The organism is Corynebacterium sphenisci DSM 44792, assembly GCF_001941505.1.
Taxonomy (GTDB): domain Bacteria; phylum Actinomycetota; class Actinomycetes; order Mycobacteriales; family Mycobacteriaceae; genus Corynebacterium; species Corynebacterium sphenisci.
The window spans coordinates 411,566-437,354 of the sequence record NZ_CP009248.1; the positions used below are offsets into that span (position 1 = coordinate 411,566).

Genomic DNA, 25,789 nt, shown 5'->3' on the forward strand with positions numbered 1-25,789 from the left:
ATGTCACCGGGATCGCCGGATATGACCCGGCCCACCCTCGCGGGAGGATCCGCTCCGGGCTCAGCCGGCCTCGGGCCGGCGCAGCCGGTGGAAGACGGGGAACCCGTCCCAGCCGACCGTCACGCCGGCGACCCCCGGGCCCCAGGCCAGCCGCTCGCGCAGATCCCACAGCGGGATGTCGGGCAGCTCCGCCAGCAGCCGCCCGGCGATCCGGTCCAGCGCCGTCGCCGCGGCATCCGGATCGCCGGCGGCGGCCTCCGCCAGTGCGGCGTCGACCTCCGGATCGGAGAAGCCCACCCGGTTGAAGGACCCGCCGGTGGCGTAGGCCGGCTCGTAGTACTCCCAGGCCACCGGCAGCGCCGGGGCCATCGCGCGCAGCACCGGGCCCCGGATCTCCCCGGCCAGCAGCGCCTCGGTGAGCGCCGCCGTGCTCGGGTAGGGCTCCGGGCGCGCGTCCACCCCGAGGGTCCCGCGCAGCCCGTCGGCCACCGCGGTCATCCGGGCCGCCGCGGGGTTCCGGGAATCGCCTGCGGCGTAGGCCAGCGGCAGGGTCCCGGTGAACTCCGAGATCGCCTCCGCCCGGGCCCACAGCCGGCGGGCCCGCCCCGGGTCATGGCGCAGCACCTCCGCCCCCGGGGCGGGCCGGCCGCCCAGCGCCGGACCCGCCGCGGGCCCCGCCGCCGGGTCGGCGAGCCCGTCCAGCAGGGTCGCGCAGATCCCCGCCCGGTCGATGGCCAGGGAGATCGCCGCCCGGCGCAGCCGGCCCTCCGCGCCGCGGAAATGCGGGGCGTCCATCGGGATCGCCAGCGCCTGGTGGGTGTAGCCGGCGGCGTCGGCGAACCCGCCCGGGGCTTCCCCGGCGGCGTCGGCCGGCGGCTCCGTCGCCACGTCGATGGTGCCGGCCAGCAGATCCGCCCAGGCGGTCTCCGGGTCGGCGCCGAAGACCAGGTCCAGCCCGGCGTTCTCCGGGGCGTTCGGCCCGCGGTAGCTCGGGTTGGGGCGCAGCCGCAGCACCCGGTGCCGCTCCCAGCCGTGCTCCCCGTCGATGCGGTAGGGCCCGTTGCCCACCGGATGCTCCCCGAAGCCCTCCGGGTCGGCCAGGGCGGCCGCCGGCAGCGGTTTGAAGCCCACCGCCGCCAGCCGATCCCGGAAAGCGGCCAGGGGCCGGGTCAGGTGCACCCGGAAGGTGCGCTCGTCGACGCGCTCCAGGCCGCGCAGATGCCGCGCCGGGCCGCCGGGGGCGTCCGCGCGCATCCGCTCGAAGCCGTCGATGTCGGAGAAGTAGCCTGCGTGCACCCGGTTGTTCGGCCCGTAGGCGGCGTCCTCCCAGGCCCGGATGTAGGAGTCCGCGGTCACCGGCTCCCCGTCGGCGAAGGACAGCCCCTCGCGCAGGGTGATCGTCCAGGTCCGGAACCCCTCGTCCGGCTCCACGGATTCCGCGTCGTCGAGGTAGGCCCCGCCGTCCGGGTCATGGGCCACCAGGCCGGCGAAGATCCGGTGCACCGCGATGATGGAGCCCAGCGAATACGTCGCCGAGGGGTACAGCGGGCCCTCCGGGTCGGGCATGGCCACCCGGATCGGGGCGTCCGCCGCCGGGGTGTCGCCCCCGGCGACGGCGCAGCCGCCCACCCCGGCGATCCCGATGAGCAGGGCCAGCGCGGTGAGCAGGTGGACCAGGGATCGGATGGCGGCCGGCGGCCGCGCGCGCCGCCGGGGGGCGGGCGCGCCGGTGCGAACGTCGGGCATGAGCCCAGCCTAAACGGATTGCGTTCACCCGTGGCCGATCCGCGCTGCGTAGGCTCGGGGCCATGCCGGACGCCCATGTCACCGCCGCCGAGGTGCACGGACTCAACAACCGCACCGCCCTGACCCCGGAGCTGCTGCGCCGCATCGCCCGGCTCGCCGGGCAGGACGTGCCCGCCCCCGGCGGGGTGCCGGACCCGGCCGCCCTGGAGGGCTCGGTGGAGCCCACGGACCTGCTGGAGCTGCTGGTGCTGGCCCAGCTCGCCGGGCTGGAGGAGGCCCCCTCGGGTTTCCACCGGGCCGAGATGCACCTCGCCCGCCGGGTGCTCGCCGACATCGCCGCCGGGCGCGCCCCATCCCGCAGGGAGATCCACGATCTGCTCCCGGAGGCGCACACCGTCTACCTGCTGCGGATGGGCCCGGTGACCTTCCTCGGCCCCGAGGTGGCGGAGAAGGTGCCCGCCGATGCCCCGGCCCCGCCGGCGACGGTGGCCCGGGACGAGTCCTGGCTGGCCAGCCGCTACCTCGACTCCGACCGGGGCGGGGAGTTCACCGTGCCGGCCCGACCGCACGGCCACTCCGGCTACCCCCGGTTCCGGATCGGGATGTCCCTGGCCGACGGGCCCGAGGACGTGTGGTCATCGGGCCGCGGCTACTGGCCGCTCACCCCGGGCGCCCGCTACCTGGTGCCCTCCCGGTACGGCTGGTGCCCCTACGTGTTCCGGGTTCCGGAGGACTCCTGGCGGCCCGCCCGGGAGGACGCCGGCCGGCGCCGGTTCTGGGCCACCGCGGGCGCGCTCATCGACCCCGACGCCGGGGTGGTGCGCCCCATGCGGGAGCCCACCGCGGAGACCGGCTGGCGGGCCGTGGTCGGGGAGCCGGTGGCCGACGCCACCGAGGACGATCTGCGGGTGGCCCGGCTCATCGCCGGGCGCACCCTGGCCCTGGGCCCGAAGGCCACCAACCCGGTGCTGCGGCTGCGGCAGAAGGGCCGGCGGCTGTTCTGAGTTATATCGAAGTTGCGTAGACGCAATAGAGCTGCTTATACCTCTCTCATAACAGTTATCGGGATGGTGCGCCTGAAGAGTCTGACAGCCTTCTCTATCTTCGCGACCTGGTCCTTCTGTAACGGGTCGGGGGAGAAGTGCATCAAGGAGTTCCTGATCAGTCTAACCTCTTCCATCAGGTCGGCAACGGTCTTCCGATCCAAAGCTGGCCAGCCTACTATATCCCAACAGTCTTCAATACTCATAGCCTTAGCGTAATTGCCCAGGGAGTATCCCTCTCTCCCTACCCGTACACCTAGCCTCCGCATTTCGTCAATGGTGGTCTTTTCTTCAAACCTGTGACGCAGCCTCCTCTCGATTTCGTCGAGGAGGGCAATTGGCCCGTAGTCTTCGCGGAATCGCGACGCGAGGTCACTGCTAGTTACAATTCCTGTAACCCTGTTTTCTCTATCGCAGACCACGACAAAGCCCTCGTAGTGAATCGTGTCAATCTTTGACAGCAGTTCATCTTGACTTGTTACACTCGGTGCCGTCTGGCAAACCTCTCCAACCGTTTTGGGGGTTCCCGCAATTAGGCCAAGAGAGATCTGCGGCCAAGTAATGGCACCAAGTAAGTGGTTCTCGTCATCCACTACTGGAAGCTGTGAGTAATCATTGATGACCATTTTAGTGACCGCCTGAGCCAGTTCTTCGTCCGTCGTTGTCACAGTTACTTCGCACTGCGCGCTCGGCATAGTCCCAATAACGTATTTGACTCCTCCTTCCAGCGTGAGGATAGTGCTCATATCAGCTTGTTCGACATCGTCAGGCCGCTCTTCGGGAGCTTCTTGCTCACCACCTCGATTTTCGATAGGGGTGATGGCCACGACTGAATCAATAGCGCCATCGGATATTGAAGGTTTTACGAAGAGCCCGCCATCCACTAAGGCGCTGGTAATTTCTTCGACGATCCGCGCGTTTCGGCGGTAGTATCCCCAGTAGCCTAGGATATCCCGGATCGAAATTTTTAGAACATCGCCCTCGCTAGAGTCGACAAGGGTTGATAGCAGTGCGACGGGATCTTCCTCATCGTCTGATTCGTCGTATCCGGGGTCTACGCCAGTGTCGATCATGGACTCCAGGCGAGTTATTACATGCGGTTGCGCTATCTCGCATACGGTCAAGAATGAGCCGAGTGTGCCTCGGATGTCATCGCAGAACTCGTCGCGGTCATACTTTTCAGTACCCCAGTCGACTTCACGGCTATGTCTGAAGCCGTCTTGTTCTTCCTCGTCAAACTCATAATTGCCTATTACGCGACCGATTGCGACCTGGCCCGGTTCGAGCTTCAGGGGCATTACGATGAAGTCGCCTATCTCAATTTGCGTTACGAATCTCCACAGCTGCCCCGTCCAGTTGGCTCGGGCTGAACGTGTAATATCGCTACCGTAGCTATCCTTGAGTATTTTACTGATATCAGATTTTGTTGTCGCCTCTGAAAAATCAGGGGTTCCGGGCCAGCCAGCGTATGAGCGGTCTTCGTTGAAGGCTCTTTCCTCGCGGTCGCCCTCGGCGCCAGCTCGCACCATCCATGCTCTTGTCATTTGTATTCCTCCGTTTTGTAGACTTTGTATTTGTGTATTTACCACTTAGGTCATAATTAGTCTCACAGGTGGTGTAGTTATTTGGCATTTACGTTGTTTAGCTGCGCTCGGCGCAGTAGGTGGTCCAGCCGGTGGTGTCGTCGGTGAAGTAGGTGGTCCCCGGCTCCCCGGCGGAGCCGGCGCAGTGCGAGATCCGCTTGTCCGGCATCGGGGTGGGCTGGGAGCCGGGCGGGCCGGTGAAGCCGGTGGGGATGGCGGAGTTGGTGCCGGAGCCTGAGCTGGAGCTGCTGCGCGTGGTCGGGTCCGGGGTGTCCGTGACCGTGGTCGTCTCGGTGGTGGTGTCCGTCTCGGTCGCGGTGGTGGTCTCGGTGACCGTCTCCGGTCCCGGGGCTTCGGGTGCTACGCAGGACAAGGGCGTCAGCATCACAGTCGGGGAGGCGGGATCTGCCCGGGCGACCGTTCTGAAATGGGACGTCACGATCATGAATCTGAGGCTAACGAAGTGCTCCGGTCATCGTCCTGACGTTTTTCGCGCCGGATGAGGGGCGCTCAGTTCGGGATCGAACTCATCGGATCCGGGGTCGTGGAAGCGCCGAAGAGCCTGTTCGCCGCGCATCGGGTGATGCAGTTTCGTCCCGAACTGTCGTATTTGCGGGGGTGATCGCACCCCCCCGTCGCCGGCCCCGGTGGTGAACGTCGCACCCGCGTCGCGCCGGGGGCGCCGCCGGCGGGCGGCCGGGGTGGCACAATGGGCCGACAGCAGCACCCCGCCCCCGACCCAGGAGAACCGCCCATGCCCCGCCTCTTCGGAACCGACGGCGTCCGCGGACTCGCGAACCGCACCCTCACCGCCCCCCTGGCCATGCGGCTGGGTGCGGCGGCGGCCACCGTGCTCACCCGCGACTCCAACCCCGCCAAGCGCCGGCCGCTGGCCGTGGTCGGCCGCGACCCCCGGGTCTCCGGGGAGATGCTCGCCGCGGCGCTGTCCGCCGGCCTGGCCTCCAAGGGCGTGGACGTGCTGCGGGTGGGCGTGCTGCCCACCCCGGGCGTGGCCTTCCTCACCGACGACTACGGCGCCGAGCTGGGCGTGATGATCTCCGCCAGCCACAACCCGATGCCGGACAACGGGATCAAGTTCTTCGCCGCCGGCGGCACCAAGCTCGATGACGCGGTGGAGAAGGAGATCGAGCGGGAGCTGGATCTGCTGGAGGACACCGGGCCCACCGGGGCGGGCGTGGGCCGGATCATCGAGGAGGCCCCGGACGCCCTGGACCGGTACCTGTTCCACCTCTCCCGGGCGGTGCCGCGCAAGCTCGACGGGATCCGGGTGGTGGTGGACTGCGCCAACGGGGCGGCCTCGGATGCGGCGCCCCTGGCCTACGCCGCCGCCGGCGCGGACGTGGTGGCCATCCACAACAGCCCGGACTCCTACAACATCAACGACTCCTGCGGCTCCACGCACATCGACGTGCTGCAGAAGGCGGTGCTGGAGCACGGCGCGGACCTGGGCCTGGCCCATGACGGCGACGCGGACCGCTGCCTGGCGGTGGACAGCTCCGGCAACGTCATCGACGGCGACCAGATCATGGCCATCCTGGCGGTAGCGATGAAGGAGGACGGGCTGCTGCACCACAACACCCTGGTCGCCACCGTGATGTCCAACCTGGGGCTGCGCCTGGCGATGCGCGAGCACGGCATCGAGATGCGCACCACCCGGGTCGGCGACCGCTACGTGCTCGCCGATCTCGCCGCCGGCGGCTACTCCCTCGGCGGGGAGCAGTCCGGGCACGTGGTGATCCCGGACTTCGCCACCACCGGCGACGGCACGCTCACCGGCCTCAACCTGATGGCCCGGATGGCCGGCACCGGCAAAACCCTGGCGGAGCTCGCCGCGGTGATGACCGTGCTGCCGCAGACGCTCATCAACGTCCCCGTCGCGGACAAGGCGGCCATCGCCGACTCCCCGGAGGTCACCGCCGCGGTCGCCGAGGCGGAGGCGGAGCTGGGGGAGACCGGCCGGGTGCTGCTGCGCCCCTCCGGCACCGAGGAGCTGTTCCGGGTGATGGTGGAGGCCGCCGACGCGGAGACCGCCCGGCGGATCGCCGGCCACCTGGCCGCGGTGGTCGCCGCCGTCTGAGCGGCCCGCGGGAACACCCGGGCCCCGCGGCCCGTCCCATCGGCGACCCACATCCCCGATGGAGAGGAGGCCCGCGATGGGCCGCCCGAAGGATCCCGCCCCCGCCGCCATCCGACGCACCCGCGCCGGCCTGCTCGCCGCCGCCGCGCTGGCGCTGGCCCTGCCCGGCTGCATGCCGGGGGCGATGATGACGGAACTCGACGCCCTGGACGCCCCCGCGGCCATGGATCCGCTCGCGGTGGGCGAGTTCACCGCCCCCTACGTCGCCCCCGCGGGGACGGAGTGGACCGACATGGGCCCCTATGACAGTCGGGATAAGTGCATGGAGGTGCGGCGCCTCGAGGTGGACGGGCTCGGGGGCGTCCCGCAATTCGAACCGCCGGTGGACAGGACCGAGTGCTTCGCCGCCGACGACGGCTGGTACTACCTCGCGCTGCGCCGGGACTGAGGGGGCGGCGGGCGCCCCGGGAACAAAGCGGCCCCCCGCCCCGTCCCACCGGCGAGACGCCCCCGAGGGAGAGGACCCCGCCATGACCGCACCCACCCCCCGAACCGGCCGCCTCCGCCGCGGCGCCGCCGCGCTGGCCGCCGGCGGGATGCTCGCCGCCGGGCTGGTCGGCTGCAGCCCCTCGATGCTCGCCGACCTGGCCGAGGAGCTCGACGACGGCGGGCCCGCCCCGGGCTACACCACGCCGACCGTCGCCGAGCACACCTGGAGCCTGGAGGACGATCTGGCGACGCTCGACGACTACCGGTCCAGCACACCGGAGCCCAGCACGTCGACGACCACGTCGACGACCACCGCGACCACCACGGCCACGATCACCGCGGAACCGGAGTACGCCCCAGCCGAGCAGTGGCCCAGCGCGCCCTACGCCGCCCCGGCCGGCTACCAGTGGACCACCGAGGGGCCCTACGGCACCGGCACCTCCACCAACTGCGAGCAGATCGCCTACTCCGACCACACCGGCGGCGCCGCCGAGGACTACACCGGGTGCTTCGAGATGTCCGACGGCTGGCACTACTACGCGCTGCGCCGCCTGGGCTGAGCGGCCCGGACCGCGACGGGGTGTCCGCAACGGGTTCTCCGACGCTTCGGTCGCGCCGGCGCGCCGCCCCCGTACACTCGGGGGGTCAGGCCGGGTCGGCGGCGCAGCCGCCGCCGGGCCCCGCCGGGCCCCGCGGCCCATGCCGACACCCCGTGAACCCAGTGGAATGAAGAGGTGGCAGATGCCCGACACAGCCGACTTCAGCGGGCGCTTCGCCCCGGGCGAGGCCGAGATCCAGGTCGAGACCGTCGACCGCTCCGGCCGCGCCACGGGCACCATCGGCAAACTCGAGGCGCACCGGCCGCCGGGCATCCTGCACCGGGCGTTCTCCCTGTTCCTCTTCGACGAGGCCGGCCGGATGCTGCTGCAGCGCCGGGCGGCCGCGAAGTACCACTCCCCGCTGCTGCTCACCAACGCCACCTGCTCGCATCCGCACGCCGGGGAGGCCCCGGCGGATGCGGTGCGCCGCCGCGCCCGGGAGGAGCTGGGGGTGGCGCCCACCGAGCTCGCCGAACTGGGCGTGGTCATCTACCAGGTGGCCGATGAGCGCACCGGGCTCTACGAGCACGAGTACAACCACGTCTTCGCCGGCCGGGTGGACGCCGCCAAGCTCGACCCGGACCCGGCGGAGGTCGCGGAGACGGTGCTGGTCACCCCCCGGGAGCTGGCGGCGCTGCGCGCCGAGGAGCCCTTCACCAGCTGGTTCAACCACGTGTGGGCGATCGGCGCGGAGCGCTTCGCCCGCTGGGGCTTCGACCCGGCCGGGGTGGCCGGGGTGGACGGGCCCGGCGGACCCCTCGGCGAGGTCGACGTGGTGCTCCGCCATGACGACGCCGCCATCGCCGATGATGCCGGTGATGCCCGGTGACCAAGGTCGATCCCCCCGCCGGCGCGGCCGGGGAACCGGGGCTGTCCGCCGAATCCGGCGTCGCCCTCGGTGAGGCCCACGCCAAGGCCATCCTCATCGGCGAGCATTCCGTGGTCTACGGGCACCCCGCCATCGCGATCCCGGTGACCAGCCTGCGCACCGTCGCCCGGGTGAGCGCGGAGACCGGCCCGATCCGCTTCGGCATCGACGGCTCCATCCTCGCCATCGACGAGCTGCCCGCCCGGATCGCCCCCATCGGGGAGGCCGCCCGGGTGGCGCTGCGCGCCTTCGGGCTGCCCGAGGCCGATGTGCTGATCCGGCTGCGCACCGGGATCCCCCCGGCGGCGGGCCTGGGCGGCTCCGCGGCGGTGGCGCACGCCGTGATCGAGGCGGTGCGCCGCTTCGCCGGCGGGGAGCTCACCGAGGCGGAGCGCTTCGAGCTGGTGCAGGCCGCCGAGCGGGTCGCGCACGGCAACCCCTCCGGGCTGGACGCCACCGCCACCCGGGCGCGCACCCCGATCCTCTTCCACGCCGGGGCGACCCGGCCGCTGGCGGTCGGCGCGCCGATGTGGCTGGTGCTCGGCGACACCGGGGTGCGCGGCTCCACCTCCGACGCGGTGGCCCGGGTGCGCGGCTTCGTCGACGCGCACCCCGGCCGCGGCGCCGAACTTCTGGACCTGCTCGCCCGGATGACCGGGGAGGCGGAGCGGCTGCTCGCCGCCGGCGACGTCGGCCGGCTCGGGCCCTGCCTGGACCGGGCCCATGACGCCCTGGTGGAGCTGGGCGTGGGCCATGACGCGATCGACGAGCTGGTCGCCGCGGCACGCGCCGGCGGGGCCCGCGGGGTGAAGATCACCGGCGCCGGCTGCGGCGGCTGCGTGCTCGCCCTCGCCGACTCCGCCGCCGCCGCGGAACGGCTCAGCCACGCCATGACCGAGGCCAATGCGGTGGCCTCCTGGGTCGTCGAGGTCGAGCCCACCGCCGGGGAGGGGGCCCGATGAACGCGCCCGGGGAGATCCTGGTGCCCGGCGGTGCCGCGCCGCGCCCGGCGACCGCGAGGGCGCACCCGAACATCGCCCTCATCAAGTACTGGGGCAAACGCGATGAGGCGCTGCAGCTGCCCGCCACCGGCAGCCTCTCCCTGACCCTGGGCATCGCGCCCACCACCACCACGGTCACCCCCGACGGGTCCCTCGCCGCCGATGCGGGCCTGCTCGGCGGGGAGCCGATGTCGGCCACGGAGCTCGGCCGGGTCAGCCGGTTCCTGGACCTGGTGCGCGCCCGCGCCGCCGCGGCCGCCGGGGCGGACCCGGCCGACCTGCCCAGGGCCCGGGTGGACTCGGTCAACGAGATCCCCACCGGGGCGGGGCTGGCCTCCTCCGCCTCCGGTTTCGCCGCGCTCACCCTCGCCGCGGCCGCCGCCTACGGCCTGCCGCTCACCGGGGCGCAGGCCTCCGCCCTGGCCCGCCGCGGCTCCGGCTCGGCCTGCCGCTCCATCTTCGGCTCCCTGGTGGAGTGGCTGCCCGGGGCCGGCGCCGAGGACGCCGCCAGCCATGCGGTGCCGCTGCCGGACTCCGGGGTGCGGCTCGCCCTGGTGGTGGCGGTGCTCAGCCCCGGGCGGAAGAAGATCGACTCCCGGGAGGCGATGCGGCGCACCGTGGCGACCTCCCCCTCCTTCCCCGCCTGGGTGGAGTCCACCCCGCGGGAGCTGGCCGCGATGAAGGAGGCGATCGCCGCGGCGGACCTGCCCCGGATCGGCGAGCTCGCCGAATCCAATGCGCTGCGCATGCACGCCACGATGCTCGGCGCCATACCCCCGGTGCGCTACTTCGCCCCGGCGACCATCGCCGCCCTGGACCTGGTGGAGCGCCTGCGCGCCGAGGGCCTCGGCGCCTGGGCGACCATGGACGCCGGGCCGAACGTGAAGGTGCTCTGCGCCCCGGCGGACGCCGAGGCGGTCGCCGCCGCCGTCCGGGGGGCCTTCCCGGGCATCGACGTGCTGGTCTCCGGGCACGGGCCCGGGGCGCGGCTGACGTCGCCGGCCGGCGGGGGCGCCTGAGATGGCCCGGCCCTGGCCGGCCGCGCCGGCCGGCGCGCTCGGCTTCGGCGCCGGCTGCGGCAAGCTCTACCTCGCCGGGGAGTACGCGGTGATGACCCCGGGCACCACCGCGGTGATCCTCGGCGTGGACCGCTACCTCACCGCCGCCGCGTACCCGGCCGCCGGGGACGCCGGCGAGGTGCGCTCCGCCCAGTTCGCCGCCCACCGGCGCTACCGGCTCGGCGCCGGCGGGGCGGTCGACGCCCCCGGCTGGGCCGATGACCTGGTCGCCGCGGCGCTGGCCGTGGGCCATGGGCTCGCCGCCCGCGCCGGGGCGGGCGCCCGCCCGCTGCGGCTGGAGATCTCCTCCGGGCTCGACGACGCCGCCACCGGGCGCAAATACGGGCTCGGCTCCTCCGGGGCGGTGACCATCGCGGTGATCCAGGCCGTCGCCCGCGCGCACGGGCTGGACCCGGCCCCCGGGGAGCTCTACCGGGCGGGGGTGCTGGCGACCCGGCGCGCCGGGGCGGCCGGCTCCGCCGGGGACCTGGCCTGCGCCGCGCTCGGCGGGGTGGTGCGCTACGCCCGCCCGGAACCCCCCGCCGACCCGGATCCGGATGCGCTGGACCGGCCCTGGCCGGGGCTGGTGCTGGAGACCATGGCCTGGCCGGCCGGCGTCGACCTGGCGGTGGGCTGGACCGGCTCCCCGGCGGCCACCGGGGCGCAGCTCGCCGCCGCCGGCCGCCGCGCCGGCGCCGCGGCCACGGCGGATTTCCCGGCGGCGATGGGCGCGGTCGCCGAGGGGCTCTGGGCGGCGCTGGGCGCCGGGGACGCCGCCGCCGCGGCCGCGCCGATCCGGCGGGCCCGGGTGCTGCTCGCCGGCTACGCCGCCGAGCGCGGGATCGTGATCGAGACCCCGGCGCTGGCCCGCCTCGCCGACCTCGCGGAGTCCCGCGGGTGGGCGGCGAAGAGCTCCGGGGCCGGCGGCGGGGACTGCGGGATCGCCCTCGGCGCACCGGATCCGGCCGCGGCCGCCGCGCTGCGCGCGGACTGGGCGGCCGCCGGGATCACGGCCCTGGACGCGGCGCCCTGCCCGCCGCGGGCGGCGGGCCAATAGAATTCCGGGGGAGGGGGATGCACGATGAGGAAGGACCGACGATGAGCGAGCACGAGCAGGACCATGCGGCGATCCCGCTGAGCTGGGTGGGCCCGGTCCGGATCTCCGGCAACGTGATGGACGACGAGCTCAAGGTGCCGCTGGCCACCTACGAGACCCCGCTGTGGCCCTCCTGCGGCCGCGGGGCGAAGATCACCCGGCTGATCGACGGCGGGGTGACCTGCACCCTGGTCGACGAGCGGATGACCCGCTCGGTGCTGTTCACCCTGGACAGCGCCGCCGAGGCGGTGCGGGTGCGCGACCTCATCCGCGCCGAGCTGCCCGCGCTGCAGGAGGTGGTGGGCCGGTCCTCCCGCTTCGCCAGGCTCATCGAGGTCAACTCGGAGATCGCCGGCCGGCTGCTGGTGCTGCGCTTCGAGTTCACCTCCGGCGACGCCTCCGGGCACAACATGGCCACCCTGGCGGCGGAGAACCTGATGACCCACCTGATGGGGGTGCACCCGGAGCTGGGCTACGGCTCCATCTCCGCGAACTACTGCACCGACAAGAAGGTCTCCGCGGTCAACGGGATCCTCGGCCGCGGCAAGCACATCATCGCCGAGGCGGTGATCCCCGAGCAGGTGGTCCGGGAGCGGCTGCGCACCACCGCGACCCGCCTGGTGGAGCTCAACGAGCGGAAGAACCTGATCGGCTCCATCCTCGCCGGCTCGCTGCGCTCCGCCAACGCGCACTACGCGAACATGCTGCTCGGCTTCTACCTGGCCACCGGCCAGGACGCGGCGAACATCGTGGAGGGCTCCCAGGGCATCACCCAGGTCGAGGACGTCGACGGGGCGGTGCGCTTCTCCTGCACCCTGCCGAACCTGATCGTCGGCTCCGTGGGCAATGGCAAGGGCCTGGACTTCGTGGAGGCCAACCTGGACCGGTTGGGCTGCCGGGCGGAGCGGGAGCCCGGGGACAACGCCCGGCGCCTCGCCGCCTGCTGCGCCGCCGTAGTATGGTGTGGTGAACTATCGCTGCTCGCGGCGCAGACCAACCCGGGCGAGCTGATGGCCACCCACGTCGGCATCGAACGCGCCGGCGGCGCCTGAGCCCTCCGGGCCGGTCGGCCGGGGCGGATGCGGGATTGTCCGGGGAACCGGCCGAGGCCGCCCCGGCCCGGCGGTAGAGTCTCCCTAGTGCATATGGACGGCCGGCGGCCCACGCCGGGCGAAGCGTTGAGATTGGATTGAGCAGATGAACGTTCCCACCCAGGCCGCTGGCGTACCCGTCGGCATCGACGACATCTCCTTCGCCACCGGCTCCTACCGGGTCGACCTCGCCGATATCGCCCCCCGCCTCGGCGCCGAGCCCGCCAAGTACCACAAGGGCCTCGGCCAGGAGCAGATGAGCGTGGTCGCCCCCGACGAGGACCCGGTGACCATGGCCGCCGCCGCGGCCGCCCCGCTCATCGAGCGCGGCGGAGCCGAGGGCATCCGCACCCTGCTCTTCGCCACCGAGACCGGCATCGACCAGTCCAAGTCCGCCGGGGTGTACGTGCACGCCCTGCTCGGGCTGCCGGACACGGTGCGCACCGTGGAGCTCAAGCAGGCCTGCTACTCGGCCACCGCGGCCCTGCAGTTCGCCGCCGCCCTGGTCGCCCGGAACCCCGCCGAGCGGGTGCTGGTGATCGCCTCCGACATCGCCCGCTACGACCTGGACTCCGCCGCCGAGCCCACCCAGGGCGCCGGGGCGGTGGCCTTCACCGTCGCCGCCAACCCGCGGATCCTCCGGCTCGACGCCGCCAACGGGGTGCACACCTCCGATGTGATGGACTTCTGGCGGCCCAACTACCGCACCCAGGCCCTGGTGGAGGGCAAGCTGTCGATCGGCGCCTACATCGACGCCGTCGCCGGGGCCTTCGCCGACTACCGGGAGCGCGGCGGCGCCGCCTTCGACGAGATCGACTGGTTCTGCTACCACCAGCCCTTCACCAAGATGGCCTCCAAGGCGCACCTGATGCTCTCCGAGCGCTTCGGCCTGGACATGGACAAGGCCCGCGCCGAGGAGATCATCGCCCCCACCACCGGCTACAACCGCCGGATCGGCAACTCCTACACCGCCTCCACCTACTTCGGGCTGCTCTCCCTGCTGGACACCCGGCCGGATCTCGCCGGCGCCCGGGTGGCCATCATCTCCTACGGCTCCGGCTGCGTCGCCGAGTTCCTCACCGGCCGGATTGTCGAGGGTTACGAGGAGATGCTGCACGCCGAGGAGCATGAGCGGATCCTCGCCGAGCGGATCCGGCTCGGCGACGCGGACTACTACGCCATGCAGACCCGGGTGATCGAGGACCAGGGCAACCACTCCAACATCGGCGAGGGGCTGCGCCGCGGCACCGGCCCGTTCAGCTTCACCGGGGTGGAGGGCGACAAGCGCCGCTACGTCCGCCGCGCGGACTAGCGGCCCGCGTACGCGAGGGCGCCCCCGCCCGGGGATACCGGGCAGGGGCGCCCCGTCGCCTGCTCAGGCGCGGTGCCCGGCGGCGCAGCCCCACAGGGTGACCGTGGCGCCCGCCCCGGCGTGGTCCCGCGCCGCCTGGCGGACCCGGGACCTCGATTCGCCGTGCGCCCAGCCGTCCCGGAGGTGGTTCTGGGCCAGGGCCACGCAGCCGCGTTCCTGCCAGGCCAGCCAACGGGCGTTGCCGTCCCGGACGGTTCTGCGGGCGTTGTCCACCGCGGTCCGCGGATCCGGTCCGAAACCGGTTGCGTAGGTGCGCAGGACATCGGAGTAGACCAGGGCGACATGGGAGTCGGCGGTGGCGGCCGCGGCGGAGGGCGCGTCCACCACGGCGGCGCCGGCGAGGATCCCGGCGGCGAGGCCCACCCCGGCGAGTGCGGCGCGCAGCCGGGCGCCGCGGCCGGGTCCGGCGTCGGCGGTGTCGGGATCGGCGGTGGTGGTGGTCATGGGGTTTCCTTTCCGGCTGGGCCGGGGCGGGGCGCCCCGGTCGGGTCACCGTTCGGACGTCCCGGGCGCGGTTTTGTTCCCGGCGCCGCCCCGGGCCGGCCGGGGATCCCCGCGCGGCTCAGTTCGTGGGATCCGCCCGCGTCAGGTCCTCCTCCAGCGCGGCGGCCTCCTCCGCGGCCTCGCGGGAGGGGATCCGGATTTCCCGGTCGGCGGTGTCGACCTCCCGGTCCCGCGGGGTGCGCCCGCCGGCCGGCCAGGCCAGGGCCACCGCCTCGGCGAAGCGGGCGGCGCGCTCGGCGTTGCCGATCGCGTTGTAGTGCACCAGATCCCCCTCCAGGAACCACTCCGGGAGCGCATCGGCCGCCCAGTCGTAGATCACCAGGTTCGGGTGATCCCCCTGGGCGGCCCGCAGCGCCCGGTTGAACGGGACCATGTTCGCCACGTCCCAGGGCCCGTAGTCGCGGGCGGTGGTGGCGGTCGCCCACAGCACCCGGTCCCCGTCGAGCACGTCGAGCATCGCCCCGATCCGGTCGGCGAAGGGGTAGCCGTGGCCCACCGCCTCATTCGCCGCGTCGTTGACCCCGGTGGCGATCACCCAGCACACCCCCTCGCCGCCGACCCCGCCGGCCTTCAGCTCGGCGACCGAGGCCACCGCGGAGGGGTAGTCCCGCCAGCCCTCCGCGGTGGCCCGGGCCCCGAACACGGAGGTCACCACCTCCTCGGCGCCGGCCTCGGCGTAGCGCAGCGCCGCATTGTCCTCCGGGGCGGGCAGCTGGGCGTCGGCGAACATGCCGATGCTGGTGGAGTCGCCGATGTGCACCACCGTGTCGCAGGAGGTCCGCACCGGCCCCTCCGCGGCGGCCGCCCCGGCCAGCGGCCGCTCCGGCACGCTCATCGCCGGATCCGGGGCGCCGGTCCGGACCGCGTCGGCGCCCTGCAGCGCCGGGGGCACCCCCAGGACCACCACCCCGGCCAGGGACACCGCCGCCGCGGCGAGCACCGGCCGGGGTGCGGCCGGCGGCTCCGCGCCGGTTGTCCGGGCGGCCCGGCGCGCCTCCCGGCGCGCCCGCAGCGGCCCGAGCACCCCATGGCGCCGGATCGGGTCCTCCACCAGGGTCCACGAGGCCGCGGCCAGGGCCGTGGACAGGGCGAACACCGCCAGCCCATGCGCGGGCCCGCCCAGCGTGGCGGGCAGGTGCACGGTCACCGGCAGATGCCACAGGTAGATGCCGTAGGAGCGTTCGCCCAACCAGCGCAGCGGGGCGCAGCCGAGCAGCCGGGAGACGCCGCCCCCGCGGTGCAGGGCCCCGGCCACCGCCGCCATGGTGGCCGCGGACACCGCCACCAGGCCGCCGCGGAACAGCACCGGGGAATGATCCGGCAGGCCGGCGATGAGCCCCAGCAGCACCAGCACCCCGGCGCCGGCGAGCGCCCCGGCGACCCGGGGCGGCGGGGTGCGCACCCCCTCGGGGCGGACCAGGGTGATGGCCAGCGCCGCCCCGGCCAGCAGGCCCCCGGCGCGGGTGTCGGTGCCCTCGTAGATCCGGGTGGCGTCCGCCCCGGCGGCGGCCAGGTGCGCCATCCAGGCGAAGGAGGCCGCGGCGAGGAGCCCGGTGCCGGCGAGCGCGGCCCGCCGCCGGCCCCGCGGGCCCAGCGGGGCGGCGGCCGCGGCCATGCCGGCGAGCACCAGCGGCCACACCAGGTAGAACTGCTCCTCGATGGACAGCGACCACATGTGGTCCAGCGGCCCCGGCCCGGCGAACTGGTCGAAGTAGGAGCCCTCGGCGGCGATCACGTGCCAGTTGTTGACGTAGAGCAGGCTGCTGAGGGCCTCGCCGAGGCGCGCCCCGAGGTCGCCGGGGCCGGTGAGCGCCTCCACCAGAACCACCGTGGCCACGGTGAGGACCACCGCGGGCACCAGCCGCCGGAAGCGCCGGAACCAGAACCCCGGCAGCCCCCAACCGCCGGTGCGGTACCGGCTGCGCAGCAGGTTCGCGGTGATCAGGTACCCGGAGAGGGTGAAGAACACGGCCACCCCGAGCAGTCCGCCGGGCGCCCAGCCGGCATGCAGGTGGTAGCCGACCACGGCGATGACGGCGATGGCGCGCACCCCGTCCAGGGCGGGCACGTAGGCGGTGGTCGGATCCACGGGTCTGGGCATGGGCGGGTCACCTTTCCGGGTGGCGCGGACGGTCGGGCGGGCGCACGGCCCGGGGGTGGGACGCGCGGGCGGGACGGGATGTTCCCGCCGGGGCGGGGAACCGGCGGCGGGGCGGGCGGCGTCTAAGGGGAGGACATGGGCGCCGGGGCGGGACCCGGGCCCGGAGGAGACGGAGGGGGAGAGGCGACATGGACGACTCAGCCGGATGCCGGCTGCCGGCCGGGGCCGGCGATCGGCTGGCCCACCAGGTGGCCGGCCACGCCGAGCGCGGGGCCGCCGCCTGGGCCGGGGTGCCGGGCTTCGCCCCGGGCGCGGCCGGCGCCGGGTTCGGCGCCCGCGGGGCGCGGATCGCCGCCGCGGTGGAGCGGCTGCGCGACCGGGGCCGGGTCAACGCCTGCCGGCTGGCCGAGTACCCGGAGGGGGTGCGCCGGCAGCTGGACCAGCTGGCGGTGGTGGACGCCGGCGCCGCATCCCGGCTGGCCGGCGGGGCGGGGGAGCCGTGATGGGCGCCCCCTTCACCGCCCGGGGCCTGTCCGGGCTGCCGGCGCTGGCCCGCCGCGGCGAGGCCCTGGCCGCCGCCGGGGGCGCGCCAGCCGGCCTCACCGCCCGGGTGCCCGCCCTGGTCGCCGCCTCCGCCGCCGCGGACGGCTTCGACGAGGCCGCCTTCGCCGAGGTCGCCGGGGGACTGGCCGCCGCCGGGCGCGGGGTGCCCCCGGGGGTCGCCGAGGGGCGGCTGAGCCCGGCGGCGCTGCCCGCGCTGGCGCCCCTGGCCGGGGGCGCGGCCCGCGCCATCGCCCGGGTGCTGGGCGAGGAGCTGCTCCGCGAGGGGGTGCAGCGGCTCATCGCCGCGCTCAAGGGCCGGGATCTCGGGGAGGTCGGGCGGCTCGGCCGGGAGCTGCTGGAGGACGCCGACTCCCGGATGCGGTCCCTGGTGGAGTCCATCGCCGCCGCCCTCGCCGGGATCGGCGGGGATGGTGCGGCGGTGCGGGAGCTGATGGGGGAGCTGCTCGACGCCCTCCGGGAGATCATCGACGCCCGGGACGAGTGCCTGTGCGAGCTGCTGGACCATGCCGCGGAGCAGGCCGAGTCCGCGCTGTGCGAGGAACCGGTGCGGCCCTGCCCGGAGGTGGTGGCGGCGGACCCGGGGCCCGTGTCCCCGGCCTGCGCCCCGCCGCCGTGCCCGCCGGCGGCCGCCGGCCACCCCGCCCCCGCACCGGCCCCCGCCGCCGTACCGGCGCCGGCACCCGCCCCCTCGGTCGCGCCCGTGGCCACCACCCCCGCGACCGCGGCCCCCGCGCCCGGGCCCCTTCCGCCGATCGCCCCGGCGGCGGTCCCGGCACCGCCCGATGCGCCGGCGGTCCCGGCCGCCCCCGCGGCACCGCCGCCGACCGAACCCGGGGAGCCGGCGGATGGGGTGCCGCCCGCGCCGGGCGGAGTCGGGGAACCCGATGCCCCGACGGCGGGGGAGGACGAGTGCCCGATCCGCGATTGCGTGGACGCCACCGCCGGGCTCCTCGGCGGGGTGGCCGCCGCCGCGGCCGGCGGAATCGCGGTGGTCGCCGATGCCGTGGCCGATGCGGTCGCCGATTTCGACGGGGTCCCGGACTGCCCGGAGCGCCCGGAGGCGCCCGAGGCGCCCGCTGCCGCCGGTCCGGATGCGTCCGTGTCCGCCGATGCGCGGATCGACGGCCACGGTCTGCTGGACCTGTCCATGCCCGAGGCGGACTGCCCGACGGAACCCGAGCCGGAACCGGAACCCGAGCCCGAACCGGAAACTGCGCCGGAGCCCGAACCCGACCCCGAGCCGGAGCCCGAACCTGAACCCGAGCCCGAACCGGATCCGGAACTGGAACCTGCGCCGGAGCCCGAACCCGACTACTCCTCGGTGCCGGAGCCGCCGCCCCCGGCGGGGAAGCTGGAGCATATGGGCATCGCGGACCCGGTCGGGGACGCGGACGAGCCCGAGCCCGAGCCGGACCCGGCGCCTACGCCACCGGCGGAGGCGCCGGATGACGATGGGGTGCATGCGCCCACCGCGGGGGCGTGGTCATGAGCGGCGAGCCCGACGCGGCGCGGTGCCGGGAGGCGATGGCGCGCTACCGGGCCACCGCGGACCGGGCCGAATCCCGCCTCGCCGGGCACCTGGACCGGCTGCGCCGGGGCAAGGCCACCCCCGCGGCGGAGCCGATGGCCCCGGCCGGCCCGCGCCGGGGCGGGGTCGCCGGGGTGCTGCGCGGCGGCTGAACCGGTCCCGGGAACGCGCGCACCCCGCGCCGGGCGTCCGGCGCGGGGTGCTCCACGGTGTCCCCGGGGTGGTGGCTCAGTCCTTCTTCGGGTGCTCCCGGCCCGGGTCCTCGTCGCGGCGCTCGGCGCCGGGGACCACCACGATCTCGGTTTCGGGGAGCTGGTCGCGCAGCCACTGCCGGCTGCGGTTCGTGGTGCCCTTGATGGAGGCGTCCTGGTCGCCGAAGTCCTTGTACTCCTTCTCCCCGCCGATTACGGCGAGCACCCAGCCGGTGAGCAGCGCCAGGGCCAGCTCCCGGTCCTTGGTGGAGGAGGAGCCCAGGCCCAGCAGGCGGCGGCTCAGCGGGGTCTCCGAGAACCCGCCCTGGGTGGCCTTGTCCACCTCCCGGTAGACCAGGTCCCCGGCCCAGTTCACGCCCAGCCGGCGCGGGTTGCCCCGGTCCAGCCACTGGTCCTCGCCGGGGGCGAGGATGAGGCCCGGGCAGTGCACGTTGGTGGCCGCGGCCGCCGAGGGCGGGGCGGTGTCCGCCGGGTAGACGCAGGCCACCCCGGCGCAGTGCTCCCGGCCGGTGGCGGCGAGCACCGCGGCCCCGGCGCCCATGCCGTGGCCGGCGAAGCCGATCTTCTTCGGGTGCACGGTCACCTCGCCGGCGCCCAGGCGCACCCCGGCGAGGATCTGCAGCGAGGACTCCAGATCCGCGGCCAGGCCCCGGTGATCGGCGACGACGCCGTTCTCCGTGGCGGGGGCGGCCACCGCGATGCCCCAGGAGGCGAGGTGGCGCAGGGTGGCGTGGTAGTGCTCCACCGGGGCCCGCCAGTCATGGCCGAAGGCGATGGCCGGCAGGTTCTTTCCCTCGGCGGGCGCGTACACCGCGCCCGGCAGGCCCGCGTAGGCGAGATCGCCGACGAGCACCCGGTGCGGGCCGCGCTTGGACAGGGAGGACACGAGCTTCTTGAGGTTAGCCACGGATGCCAGCATATCGGCTCGGCCGACGCCCCGTGGGCGCACGGGCACCCGCGGGGCGGGCGCGTTCGGCTATCGGCCGGGCCGCCGGGATGGTTATCCTGATGTGCATGTGCGGAATCGTGGGTTACGTTGGGCGCCGGCCGGCGCTGGGGATCGCCGTGGCGGCGCTGCAGCGGATGGAGTACCGCGGCTACGACTCGGCGGGCATCGCGGTGCTCGACGGGGCCGGCGGCGTGCACGTGGAGAAGAAGGCCGGCAAGCTCGCGAACCTGGAGAACGAGCTGGACGCGGTGGGCCGGGAGCGCTTCGCCGGCACCACCTCCATCGGGCACACCCGCTGGGCCACCCACGGCCGGCCCACCGACGCCAACGCGCACCCGCACGTCTCCTACGACGGCAAGGTCGCCATCGTGCACAACGGGATCATCGAGAACTTCGCCCCGCTGCGCGCGGAGCTGGAGGACGCCGGGGTGGAGCTGGCCTCGGAGACCGACTCCGAGGTCGCCGCGCACCTGCTCGCCCGGGCCTACGACGGCTCCGACGGCGGGTCCACCGCCGGTGATTTCGAGGCCTCCGCGCTGGCCGTGCTCAACCGCCTGGACGGGGCCTTCACCCTGCTGTTCACCCACGCCGACCACCCGGACCGGATCATCGCCGCCCGGCGATCCACCCCGCTGATGGTGGGCGTCGGCGCGGACGGGATGTACCTGGGCAGCGACGTCGCCGCCTTCATCGCCTACACCAAGGAGGCGGTGGAGCTCGGCCAGGACACCGTGGTGGTCATCGACGCCGAGGGCTACAAGCTGATGGGCTTCGACGGCTCCCCCGCCGAGGGCCGGCCCTTCACCATCGACTGGGATCTGGAGGCCGCGGAGAAGGGCGGCTACGACTCCTTCATGATCAAGGAGATCCACGAGCAGCCCGCCGCGGTGCGCGACACCCTCGCCGGGCACTTCATCGACGGCCGGATCGTGCTCGACGAGCAGCGGATGACCGATCAGGACCTGCGCGACATCCAGAAGGTGTTCGTGGTCGCCTGCGGCACCGCCTACCACTCCGGGCTGTTGGCGAAGTACGCCATCGAGCACTGGGTGCGCATCCCGGTGGAGATCGAGGTCGCCTCCGAGTTCCGCTACCGGGACCCGGTGCTGGACCGGCAGACCCTGGTGGTGGCGATCTCCCAGTCCGGGGAGACCGCGGACACCCTGGAGGCGGTGCGGCACGCGAAGAGCCAGGGCGCCCGGGTGCTGGCGGTGTGCAACACCAACGGCGCCCAGATCCCGCGGGAGTCCGATGCGGTGCTCTACACCCACGCCGGCCCGGAGATCGGGGTCGCCGCGACGAAGTCCTTCCTCGCCCAGGTGGCGGCGAACTACATCGTCGGCCTGGCCCTGGCCCAGGCCCGGGGCACCAAGTACCCCGACGAGGTCACCCGGGAGTACGCGGAGCTGGAGGCGGTGCCGGACAAGATCGCCGCCCTGTTGGAGCGCGGCGAGGAGTTCCTCGCCATCGCCCGGGAGCTCGGCGCCATCCCCACCATGCTCTTCCTGGGCCGCCACGTCGGCTTCCCGGTGGCCCTGGAGGGGGCGCTGAAGCTCAAGGAGCTGGCCTACATCCACGCCGAGGGCTTCCCCGCCGGAGAGCTCAAGCACGGCCCGATCGCGCTCATCGAGGAGGATCTGCCGGTGGTGGTGATCGTGCCCTCGCCGAAGGGGCGGGCGGTGCTGCACTCCAAGATCGTCTCCAACATCCAGGAGATCCGGGCCCGCGGGGCGAAGACCATCGTCATCGCCGAGGAGGGCGATGAGTCGGTGCGGCCCTACGCCAACTACCTGATCGAGATCCCGGAGACCGCCACCCTGACCCAGCCACTGCTGTCCACGGTGCCGCTGCAGTTCCTCGCCGCGGAGATCGCCCGGCAGTGCGGCAACGAGGACATCGACAAGCCGCGCAACCTCGCCAAGTCCGTCACCGTCGAGTAACCCGCCACCGCCCCGCACCCCCGCCGCACGGCGGGGGTGCGCCCGATCCGCCGGGAACATTCCGGCCCGCCCGCCCATCCAAGGGGTGAACGGCGCGGCGGGGATCGGCCCCGCCGCCGGGAGAGGGAAGGGGCCCGATGATGGCGGGACGGAATCGGTCATGGCGGAGCGCGGCGGTGGCCGCGGTGGTGGTGCCCGCGGCGCTGCTCGGCGGCTGCCTGCCGCCGGGTTTCGGGGAGGACTCCGCGGCCGCGCCGGACCCGGACGCCTGGTACGGCGCGCAGCCCACCGAGGAGGCGCCCTACGCCTCCACCCCGGGGACCGGGGAACTCGGGGCACCGGGGGTGGGGGATCCCTCCGGCTGGTGGGCGGTGGCCATCGACGAGCGGGACCAGCTGAGCTTCAGCCGCAATCAGCCCGACCAGGAGACCGCCCTGGCCGCCGTCGGCGCCCGGGAGGATTCGCCCTTCTGGGCCTCGGCGAGCGAGGACACCTGCCTCTTCGTGGTGCGCGGGACCACCCTGACGGATCTGAACTCGGGCCCCTATTACGGGGAGTTCCGGGACACGACCCTGGATGCCCGGTACGAGGCCAGTCAGGCCTGCCGGAAAGGCGGGCATGTTGCCTGCGAACCCCGGTTGAGCTACTGCACCGGGCAGGTGGAGCCGACGAAGCCCTTCCTCTAGGGAAGCCGCCACGGCCCGACCGCCGGCCCGTCCGCCCCGATCCCCGTCGCAGGACCGGGGCGCACGGCCGGTTCGTTATGCTGTCCGGGTAGTCGTGGCGGGTCCGCGCCGGCCCAGGGCGCCGGCGCAGCGGAACCGCGGATGGGACGGTGCATGCCGATGCGCGGTCGGACCGGATGAGCGGCGCGGGCGATTCCGGCCGCCTGCCCTGGGAGCCGGACCCGGGGGACCGGGTGCTTCCGGAGGATCCGGCGGCCTTCGGCGGGATCTCGGATGAGGAGTTCGACCGGATCCTCACCGCCGCGATGGATCCGGCCGCGCCGCCGGCGGATCCCGTCCTCGTCCCGGGCACCGGGGAGCATGACGCCGCGCACCCCGGTGCGGATGGGGATCCCGGGGACGGCGCCGATGCCGGGGATCCGGTCCCGGGGGTGGTCGCCGGGGACCCGGATCCGCCGGAGCCGGCCGGGGGAGCCCCGGAGGATCCCGAGGGGGACCTCGACGGGGAAGCCGCCGCGGGGGCGGAGCCGGCGGAGGGGGACGATGATCCCGATGGGGCAGTGCCGTGGTGAGCCCGGCGCCGGCCGCCGCGGAGGCGGATCTGGTCGCCCGGGCGCGGGCGCGGGATGCGGTGGCCTTCGCGGAACTGGCCCGGCGGGCCCGCACCCAGATTTTCGCCACCTGCATGTCCATCACCGGCAACCACCACGACGCCGAGGATGCGCTGCAGGAGGCGCTCACCGCGGCCTGGCAGCATATCGGGGCCTTCGACGGCCGCTCGCGGTTCTCCACCTGGCTGCACCGGATCGCGGCGAACGTGTCCATCGACATCGTCCGCCGGCGCCGCCGGGTGGTGCCGGAGGACCAGTCCGAATGGGAGCTGCCCGCCCCGGGCAGCAGCATCGGCGACCGGGTCGCCGACGGGGATGCGGTGCAGCGGGCGCTGGCCGGGCTGCCGGATGACTTCCGGGAGGCGCTGGTGCTCTTCGAGATCGGCGGGTTGAGCTACCGGGAGCTCGCCGAGCATCAGCAGGTGCCGGTGCAGACCATCAAGTCCCGGCTGTTCCGGGCCCGCTCGATGATGCGCCGGGGTCTGGCGGGCCCGTGACCGGGCCGGCGCCGTTCGCGCGCACCCGCACCCCGGTGATCCAGCCGGCGAACCCGGGTGCCGGCACGCCCGCCAGCGCGGCGATGTCGGCCTCCGGCACGGGGGAGTAGTCGGCGAGAGCCAATGCGGCGATCTCCCGGGGTTCGAGTGCGGCGTGCAGCCGCCGGATGGAGTCCAGCAGGGGCTCCTCCGAGGGGGCCGCGGCGGTGGCCCCCACCAGCGGCGCCATCCGCAGCCCGGTCTCCGCGACCACGGTGAACTGCAGCGTCCGGATCCGGGCGATGTCCACGGGGGCGTCGCGGTGCTCGTCGAGGCAGCGGCGCCAGGCCTCGGCGAGGGAGTGGGCCAGCACCAGCCGCGCCCGGTCCCGGTCCGCGGCGCAGATCAGGGCGCAGGTCCACAGGGCATCCTTGCCGTCCTTGGCGGCCCGGCGGAAGACCCGCCGCAGCACCGCGGCATCATCGGCGCCGCTCAGCACCGGGGCCCACCCCCCGTCGAGGGCCCCACCCGCCGGCGGCCGCGGCCGTCGGGGCCGAAGATGGCGAAGAGCACCTCCCGCAGCAGCCCCTCCGGGCAGGGATCGGGCAGCGTCGGCGGGGCAGTGGGGCCGCCCGGCAGCACCGGGATTCCGGTGGCGTCGTCCTCACATCCCGGCATCGACGGGCTCCCTCCGCTTCGGGCGCAGCCGTCTGTCCATCAGCAGGTACAGGGCCAGCAGGGTTAGGAAGAAGACGAGCAACATCGCCAGTCCCCCGAAACCTTCCAGGGAGACGATAAACAATAATGCGATGTACGCCGCGAGGGGGATCCATTCGGCCCGGGAGCCAGGGGCGAATAGGGCGTCCCGTATCGTGTCCGGTGGCGTGTTCGTCTTTCCCCGGATCCGGTGCTCCAGCAGCGCCTTCGCCGCCGCGTATGCGATTGCGGGGATGATGACGAGATGGAATGCCAGCAGGGCGTTATATCCGAAGTGGTATGCCAGGTATTCGTTGTAAATGAGGAGTAGCACCGTATAGGCGACGACGGCGCCGGGCAGAATGAGCCACTCATCCCAGCGCCCCCGCAAGTCGATTGCCGGCGGGCGGTGGCCCGTGGCCGGCGCCGCCCACTGCGCCGGCGCCGGGGTCTCCGGGCCGCGGGCGCGGGGCGCGGGTGCCGTGCGCCCCGGCGCCGCGATCCGGCGGTGCACCCGCATCCCGGACAGGGCGTCGTGCTCGGCCGTCGGTATCGCCGACGGGTCCGCGGTGCCGCGTCCCGGACCCGCGTCGCGCACCGTGGTGCGCGACTCCCGCAGCACCGCCCGGAGCTCGTGGCACCATTCGCCGGCGCCGGGGCGGTCCCCGGGGGAGCCGTCGATCGCCCGCGTGAGGAGCAGATGCAACCCCATCGGGACCCCGGGCGCCGGCAGGGCGGTGTCCCGGGTCATCTGCTGCCCGGTCAGGAGGCGCAGCACGAGAAGACCCAGCTTGTACAGGTCGGTGGCGATGGTCGCCTCGGTCTCGGCCTGCGGGGCCTCCCAGCCGGGGGTCTGCACCAGGGCCGGGTTGTCGCCCTCCGGCATGCGCATGGAGTCGCAGTCGATGAGGAAGCTGGCCGGGGTGCCGCCGATGTTGAACAGGATGTTGCGGGCGGAGAGGTCTCCGATGACGATGCCAGCGCCGTGGAGCACCCTGAGCATGTCCGCGACATCGGCGAGGAAGGCGTACTTCGCGCCCTCGTCGAGGGCGATGCCGCGTTTGGCGATGAAGGCGGGGTCGTTGAGCAGCAGCTGCACCTCCTTCTGGCTGCGGCGGACGTTCTGGCCGACGCTGAAGTCGCCGAAGAAGGCCTCCGGGATGAGCGGCATGATGAACCCGGTGACCGCTCCGGCGTCATCGACGACGATGCGGGTGGGCCAGGCGGCGCGGCGCAGCAGCCAGTCCCGCTGGTCCTCGTTGAGCTTGCCGAGGAAGGCCACCATCGCCCGCAGGTCCGCCTCGTGGATGGTGGCGTGGGGCTTGTACTCCTTGTAGGCGCAGGGCCGGCCCTCGTACCGGTGGGCGGCGTCGAGGGCGTAGACGATGCCCTCTCCGCCATCGCCCAGACGCGGCATCGACTCGGGCAGGCTCGCCCGCCGGATATCTTCGAACATCGGTGTATCTCCTGAAAATGGG

The 25,789-nt window shown here is 73.8% G+C and carries 26 protein-coding genes; 17 read left to right on the top strand and 9 right to left on the bottom strand.

Annotated features, from left to right (window positions below; genetic code table 11):
- Positions 1–60 precede the first annotated feature (60 nt).
- The gene (locus CSPHI_RS01870; RefSeq protein WP_075691242.1) at positions 61–1,746 is read right to left on the bottom strand and encodes an ABC transporter substrate-binding protein; all 1,686 of its coding nucleotides are present in this window, start codon (positions 1,744–1,746) and stop codon (positions 61–63) included.
- A 62-nt stretch (positions 1,747–1,808) separates the two neighbouring features.
- Between CSPHI_RS01870 and CSPHI_RS01875 the strand changes: the two genes are divergently transcribed.
- Entirely contained in the window at positions 1,809–2,750 is a 942-nt protein-coding gene (locus CSPHI_RS01875; RefSeq protein ID WP_075691243.1) for a hypothetical protein, read from the top strand.
- Between the two features lie 35 nt (positions 2,751–2,785).
- Here CSPHI_RS01875 and CSPHI_RS11970 read toward each other — a convergent pair whose 3' ends face one another.
- Together CSPHI_RS11970 and CSPHI_RS01885 are read right to left on the bottom strand one after the other, a co-directional pair.
- The gene (locus CSPHI_RS11970) at positions 2,786–4,318 is read right to left on the bottom strand and encodes a CBS domain-containing protein (protein WP_211274673.1); all 1,533 of its coding nucleotides are present in this window, start codon (positions 4,316–4,318) and stop codon (positions 2,786–2,788) included.
- Positions 4,319–4,430: 112 nt separating this feature from the next.
- Positions 4,431–4,745, bottom strand: a complete 315-nt coding sequence (locus CSPHI_RS01885; protein WP_075691245.1) for a hypothetical protein — start codon at positions 4,743–4,745, stop codon at positions 4,431–4,433.
- A gap of 381 nt (positions 4,746–5,126) precedes the next feature.
- Here CSPHI_RS01885 and glmM point away from each other — a divergent pair, with 381 nt between their 5' ends.
- The 9 genes from glmM (at position 5,127) to CSPHI_RS01930 (ending at position 13,984) form a co-directional block, all read left to right on the top strand.
- Positions 5,127–6,470 carry a phosphoglucosamine mutase gene (glmM, locus tag CSPHI_RS01890; RefSeq protein WP_075691246.1) on the top strand — a complete coding sequence of 448 codons (1,344 nt, stop codon included), beginning with the start codon at positions 5,127–5,129 and terminating at the stop codon, positions 6,468–6,470.
- A gap of 76 nt (positions 6,471–6,546) precedes the next feature.
- The gene (locus CSPHI_RS01895; protein ID WP_075691247.1) at positions 6,547–6,918 is read left to right on the top strand and encodes a hypothetical protein; all 372 of its coding nucleotides are present in this window, start codon (positions 6,547–6,549) and stop codon (positions 6,916–6,918) included.
- A gap of 82 nt (positions 6,919–7,000) precedes the next feature.
- Positions 7,001–7,519, top strand: coding sequence for a hypothetical protein (locus CSPHI_RS01900; RefSeq protein ID WP_075691248.1), 519 nt, complete (start codon positions 7,001–7,003; stop codon positions 7,517–7,519).
- Between the two features lie 181 nt (positions 7,520–7,700).
- Entirely contained in the window at positions 7,701–8,387 is a 687-nt protein-coding gene (idi, locus tag CSPHI_RS01905; RefSeq protein WP_075691249.1) for an isopentenyl-diphosphate Delta-isomerase, read from the top strand.
- Complete coding sequence (mvk, locus tag CSPHI_RS01910; RefSeq protein ID WP_084210185.1) at positions 8,384–9,388, top strand: mevalonate kinase; 1,005 nt, start codon at positions 8,384–8,386, stop codon at positions 9,386–9,388. The genes idi and mvk overlap by 4 nt, the downstream gene beginning before the upstream one ends.
- The gene (mvaD, locus tag CSPHI_RS01915) at positions 9,385–10,446 is read left to right on the top strand and encodes a diphosphomevalonate decarboxylase (protein WP_075691250.1); all 1,062 of its coding nucleotides are present in this window, start codon (positions 9,385–9,387) and stop codon (positions 10,444–10,446) included. Before mvk ends, mvaD begins: the two co-directional genes overlap by 4 nt.
- Position 10,447: 1 nt before the next feature.
- Entirely contained in the window at positions 10,448–11,542 is a 1,095-nt protein-coding gene (locus CSPHI_RS01920) for a phosphomevalonate kinase (RefSeq protein ID WP_075691251.1), read from the top strand.
- A 17-nt stretch (positions 11,543–11,559) separates the two neighbouring features.
- The gene (locus CSPHI_RS01925) at positions 11,560–12,633 is read left to right on the top strand and encodes a hydroxymethylglutaryl-CoA reductase (RefSeq protein ID WP_245803327.1); all 1,074 of its coding nucleotides are present in this window, start codon (positions 11,560–11,562) and stop codon (positions 12,631–12,633) included.
- Between the two features lie 145 nt (positions 12,634–12,778).
- On the top strand, positions 12,779–13,984 hold the full coding sequence (locus CSPHI_RS01930; RefSeq protein WP_075691253.1) for a hydroxymethylglutaryl-CoA synthase: 1,206 nt from the start codon (positions 12,779–12,781) through the stop codon (positions 13,982–13,984).
- Between the two features lie 63 nt (positions 13,985–14,047).
- On the opposite strand, the gene CSPHI_RS01935 is transcribed toward CSPHI_RS01930, so the two are convergent.
- Together CSPHI_RS01935 and CSPHI_RS01940 are read right to left on the bottom strand one after the other, a co-directional pair.
- Positions 14,048–14,488 carry a hypothetical protein gene (locus tag CSPHI_RS01935; RefSeq protein ID WP_075691254.1) on the bottom strand — a complete coding sequence of 147 codons (441 nt, stop codon included), beginning with the start codon at positions 14,486–14,488 and terminating at the stop codon, positions 14,048–14,050.
- A gap of 118 nt (positions 14,489–14,606) precedes the next feature.
- Positions 14,607–16,649 carry an acyltransferase family protein gene (locus tag CSPHI_RS01940; RefSeq protein WP_084210186.1) on the bottom strand — a complete coding sequence of 681 codons (2,043 nt, stop codon included), beginning with the start codon at positions 16,647–16,649 and terminating at the stop codon, positions 14,607–14,609.
- A gap of 188 nt (positions 16,650–16,837) precedes the next feature.
- Between CSPHI_RS01940 and CSPHI_RS01945 the strand changes: the two genes are divergently transcribed.
- From CSPHI_RS01945 to CSPHI_RS01955, 3 genes are read left to right on the top strand one after another with little or no spacing between them, the layout of a single operon-like run.
- The gene (locus CSPHI_RS01945) at positions 16,838–17,152 is read left to right on the top strand and encodes a hypothetical protein (protein ID WP_075691256.1); all 315 of its coding nucleotides are present in this window, start codon (positions 16,838–16,840) and stop codon (positions 17,150–17,152) included.
- Positions 17,152–18,702: a hypothetical protein gene (locus CSPHI_RS01950; protein ID WP_075691257.1), complete on the top strand. Its 1,551-nt coding sequence runs from the start codon at positions 17,152–17,154 to the stop codon at positions 18,700–18,702. Before CSPHI_RS01945 ends, CSPHI_RS01950 begins: the two co-directional genes overlap by 1 nt.
- A complete protein-coding gene (locus CSPHI_RS01955; RefSeq protein ID WP_075691258.1) occupies positions 18,699–18,893 on the top strand; it encodes a hypothetical protein in 195 nt (64 codons plus the stop codon). Before CSPHI_RS01950 ends, CSPHI_RS01955 begins: the two co-directional genes overlap by 4 nt.
- A gap of 76 nt (positions 18,894–18,969) precedes the next feature.
- On the opposite strand, the gene CSPHI_RS01960 is transcribed toward CSPHI_RS01955, so the two are convergent.
- Positions 18,970–19,860, bottom strand: a complete 891-nt coding sequence (locus CSPHI_RS01960) for a dienelactone hydrolase family protein (protein WP_342743751.1) — start codon at positions 19,858–19,860, stop codon at positions 18,970–18,972.
- 107 nt (positions 19,861–19,967) lie between these two features.
- Between CSPHI_RS01960 and glmS the strand changes: the two genes are divergently transcribed.
- From glmS to CSPHI_RS01980, 4 genes are all read left to right on the top strand, one after another.
- Positions 19,968–21,842 (top strand): glutamine--fructose-6-phosphate transaminase (isomerizing), encoded by a 1,875-nt coding sequence (glmS, locus tag CSPHI_RS01965; RefSeq protein WP_075693627.1) that lies wholly within the window; start codon positions 19,968–19,970, stop codon positions 21,840–21,842.
- A 140-nt stretch (positions 21,843–21,982) separates the two neighbouring features.
- Positions 21,983–22,528 carry a hypothetical protein gene (locus tag CSPHI_RS01970; RefSeq protein ID WP_157118448.1) on the top strand — a complete coding sequence of 182 codons (546 nt, stop codon included), beginning with the start codon at positions 21,983–21,985 and terminating at the stop codon, positions 22,526–22,528.
- A gap of 176 nt (positions 22,529–22,704) precedes the next feature.
- Positions 22,705–23,100, top strand: a complete 396-nt coding sequence (locus CSPHI_RS01975) for a hypothetical protein (protein WP_075691261.1) — start codon at positions 22,705–22,707, stop codon at positions 23,098–23,100.
- Positions 23,097–23,636: an RNA polymerase sigma factor gene (locus CSPHI_RS01980; RefSeq protein ID WP_211274674.1), complete on the top strand. Its 540-nt coding sequence runs from the start codon at positions 23,097–23,099 to the stop codon at positions 23,634–23,636. Before CSPHI_RS01975 ends, CSPHI_RS01980 begins: the two co-directional genes overlap by 4 nt.
- Here the strand turns inward: CSPHI_RS01980 and CSPHI_RS01985 are convergent.
- Genes CSPHI_RS01985 through CSPHI_RS01995 form a run of 3 tightly spaced genes read right to left on the bottom strand, consistent with a single transcriptional unit; the run spans position 23,578 to position 25,767 of the window.
- A complete protein-coding gene (locus CSPHI_RS01985) occupies positions 23,578–24,114 on the bottom strand; it encodes a hypothetical protein (protein WP_157118449.1) in 537 nt (178 codons plus the stop codon). The genes CSPHI_RS01980 and CSPHI_RS01985 overlap by 59 nt on opposite strands.
- Entirely contained in the window at positions 24,108–24,293 is a 186-nt protein-coding gene (locus CSPHI_RS01990) for a hypothetical protein (protein WP_075691264.1), read from the bottom strand. Before CSPHI_RS01990 ends, CSPHI_RS01985 begins: the two co-directional genes overlap by 7 nt.
- Entirely contained in the window at positions 24,280–25,767 is a 1,488-nt protein-coding gene (locus tag CSPHI_RS01995; RefSeq protein WP_075691265.1) for a protein kinase family protein, read from the bottom strand. Before CSPHI_RS01995 ends, CSPHI_RS01990 begins: the two co-directional genes overlap by 14 nt.
- Positions 25,768–25,789 lie beyond the last annotated feature (22 nt).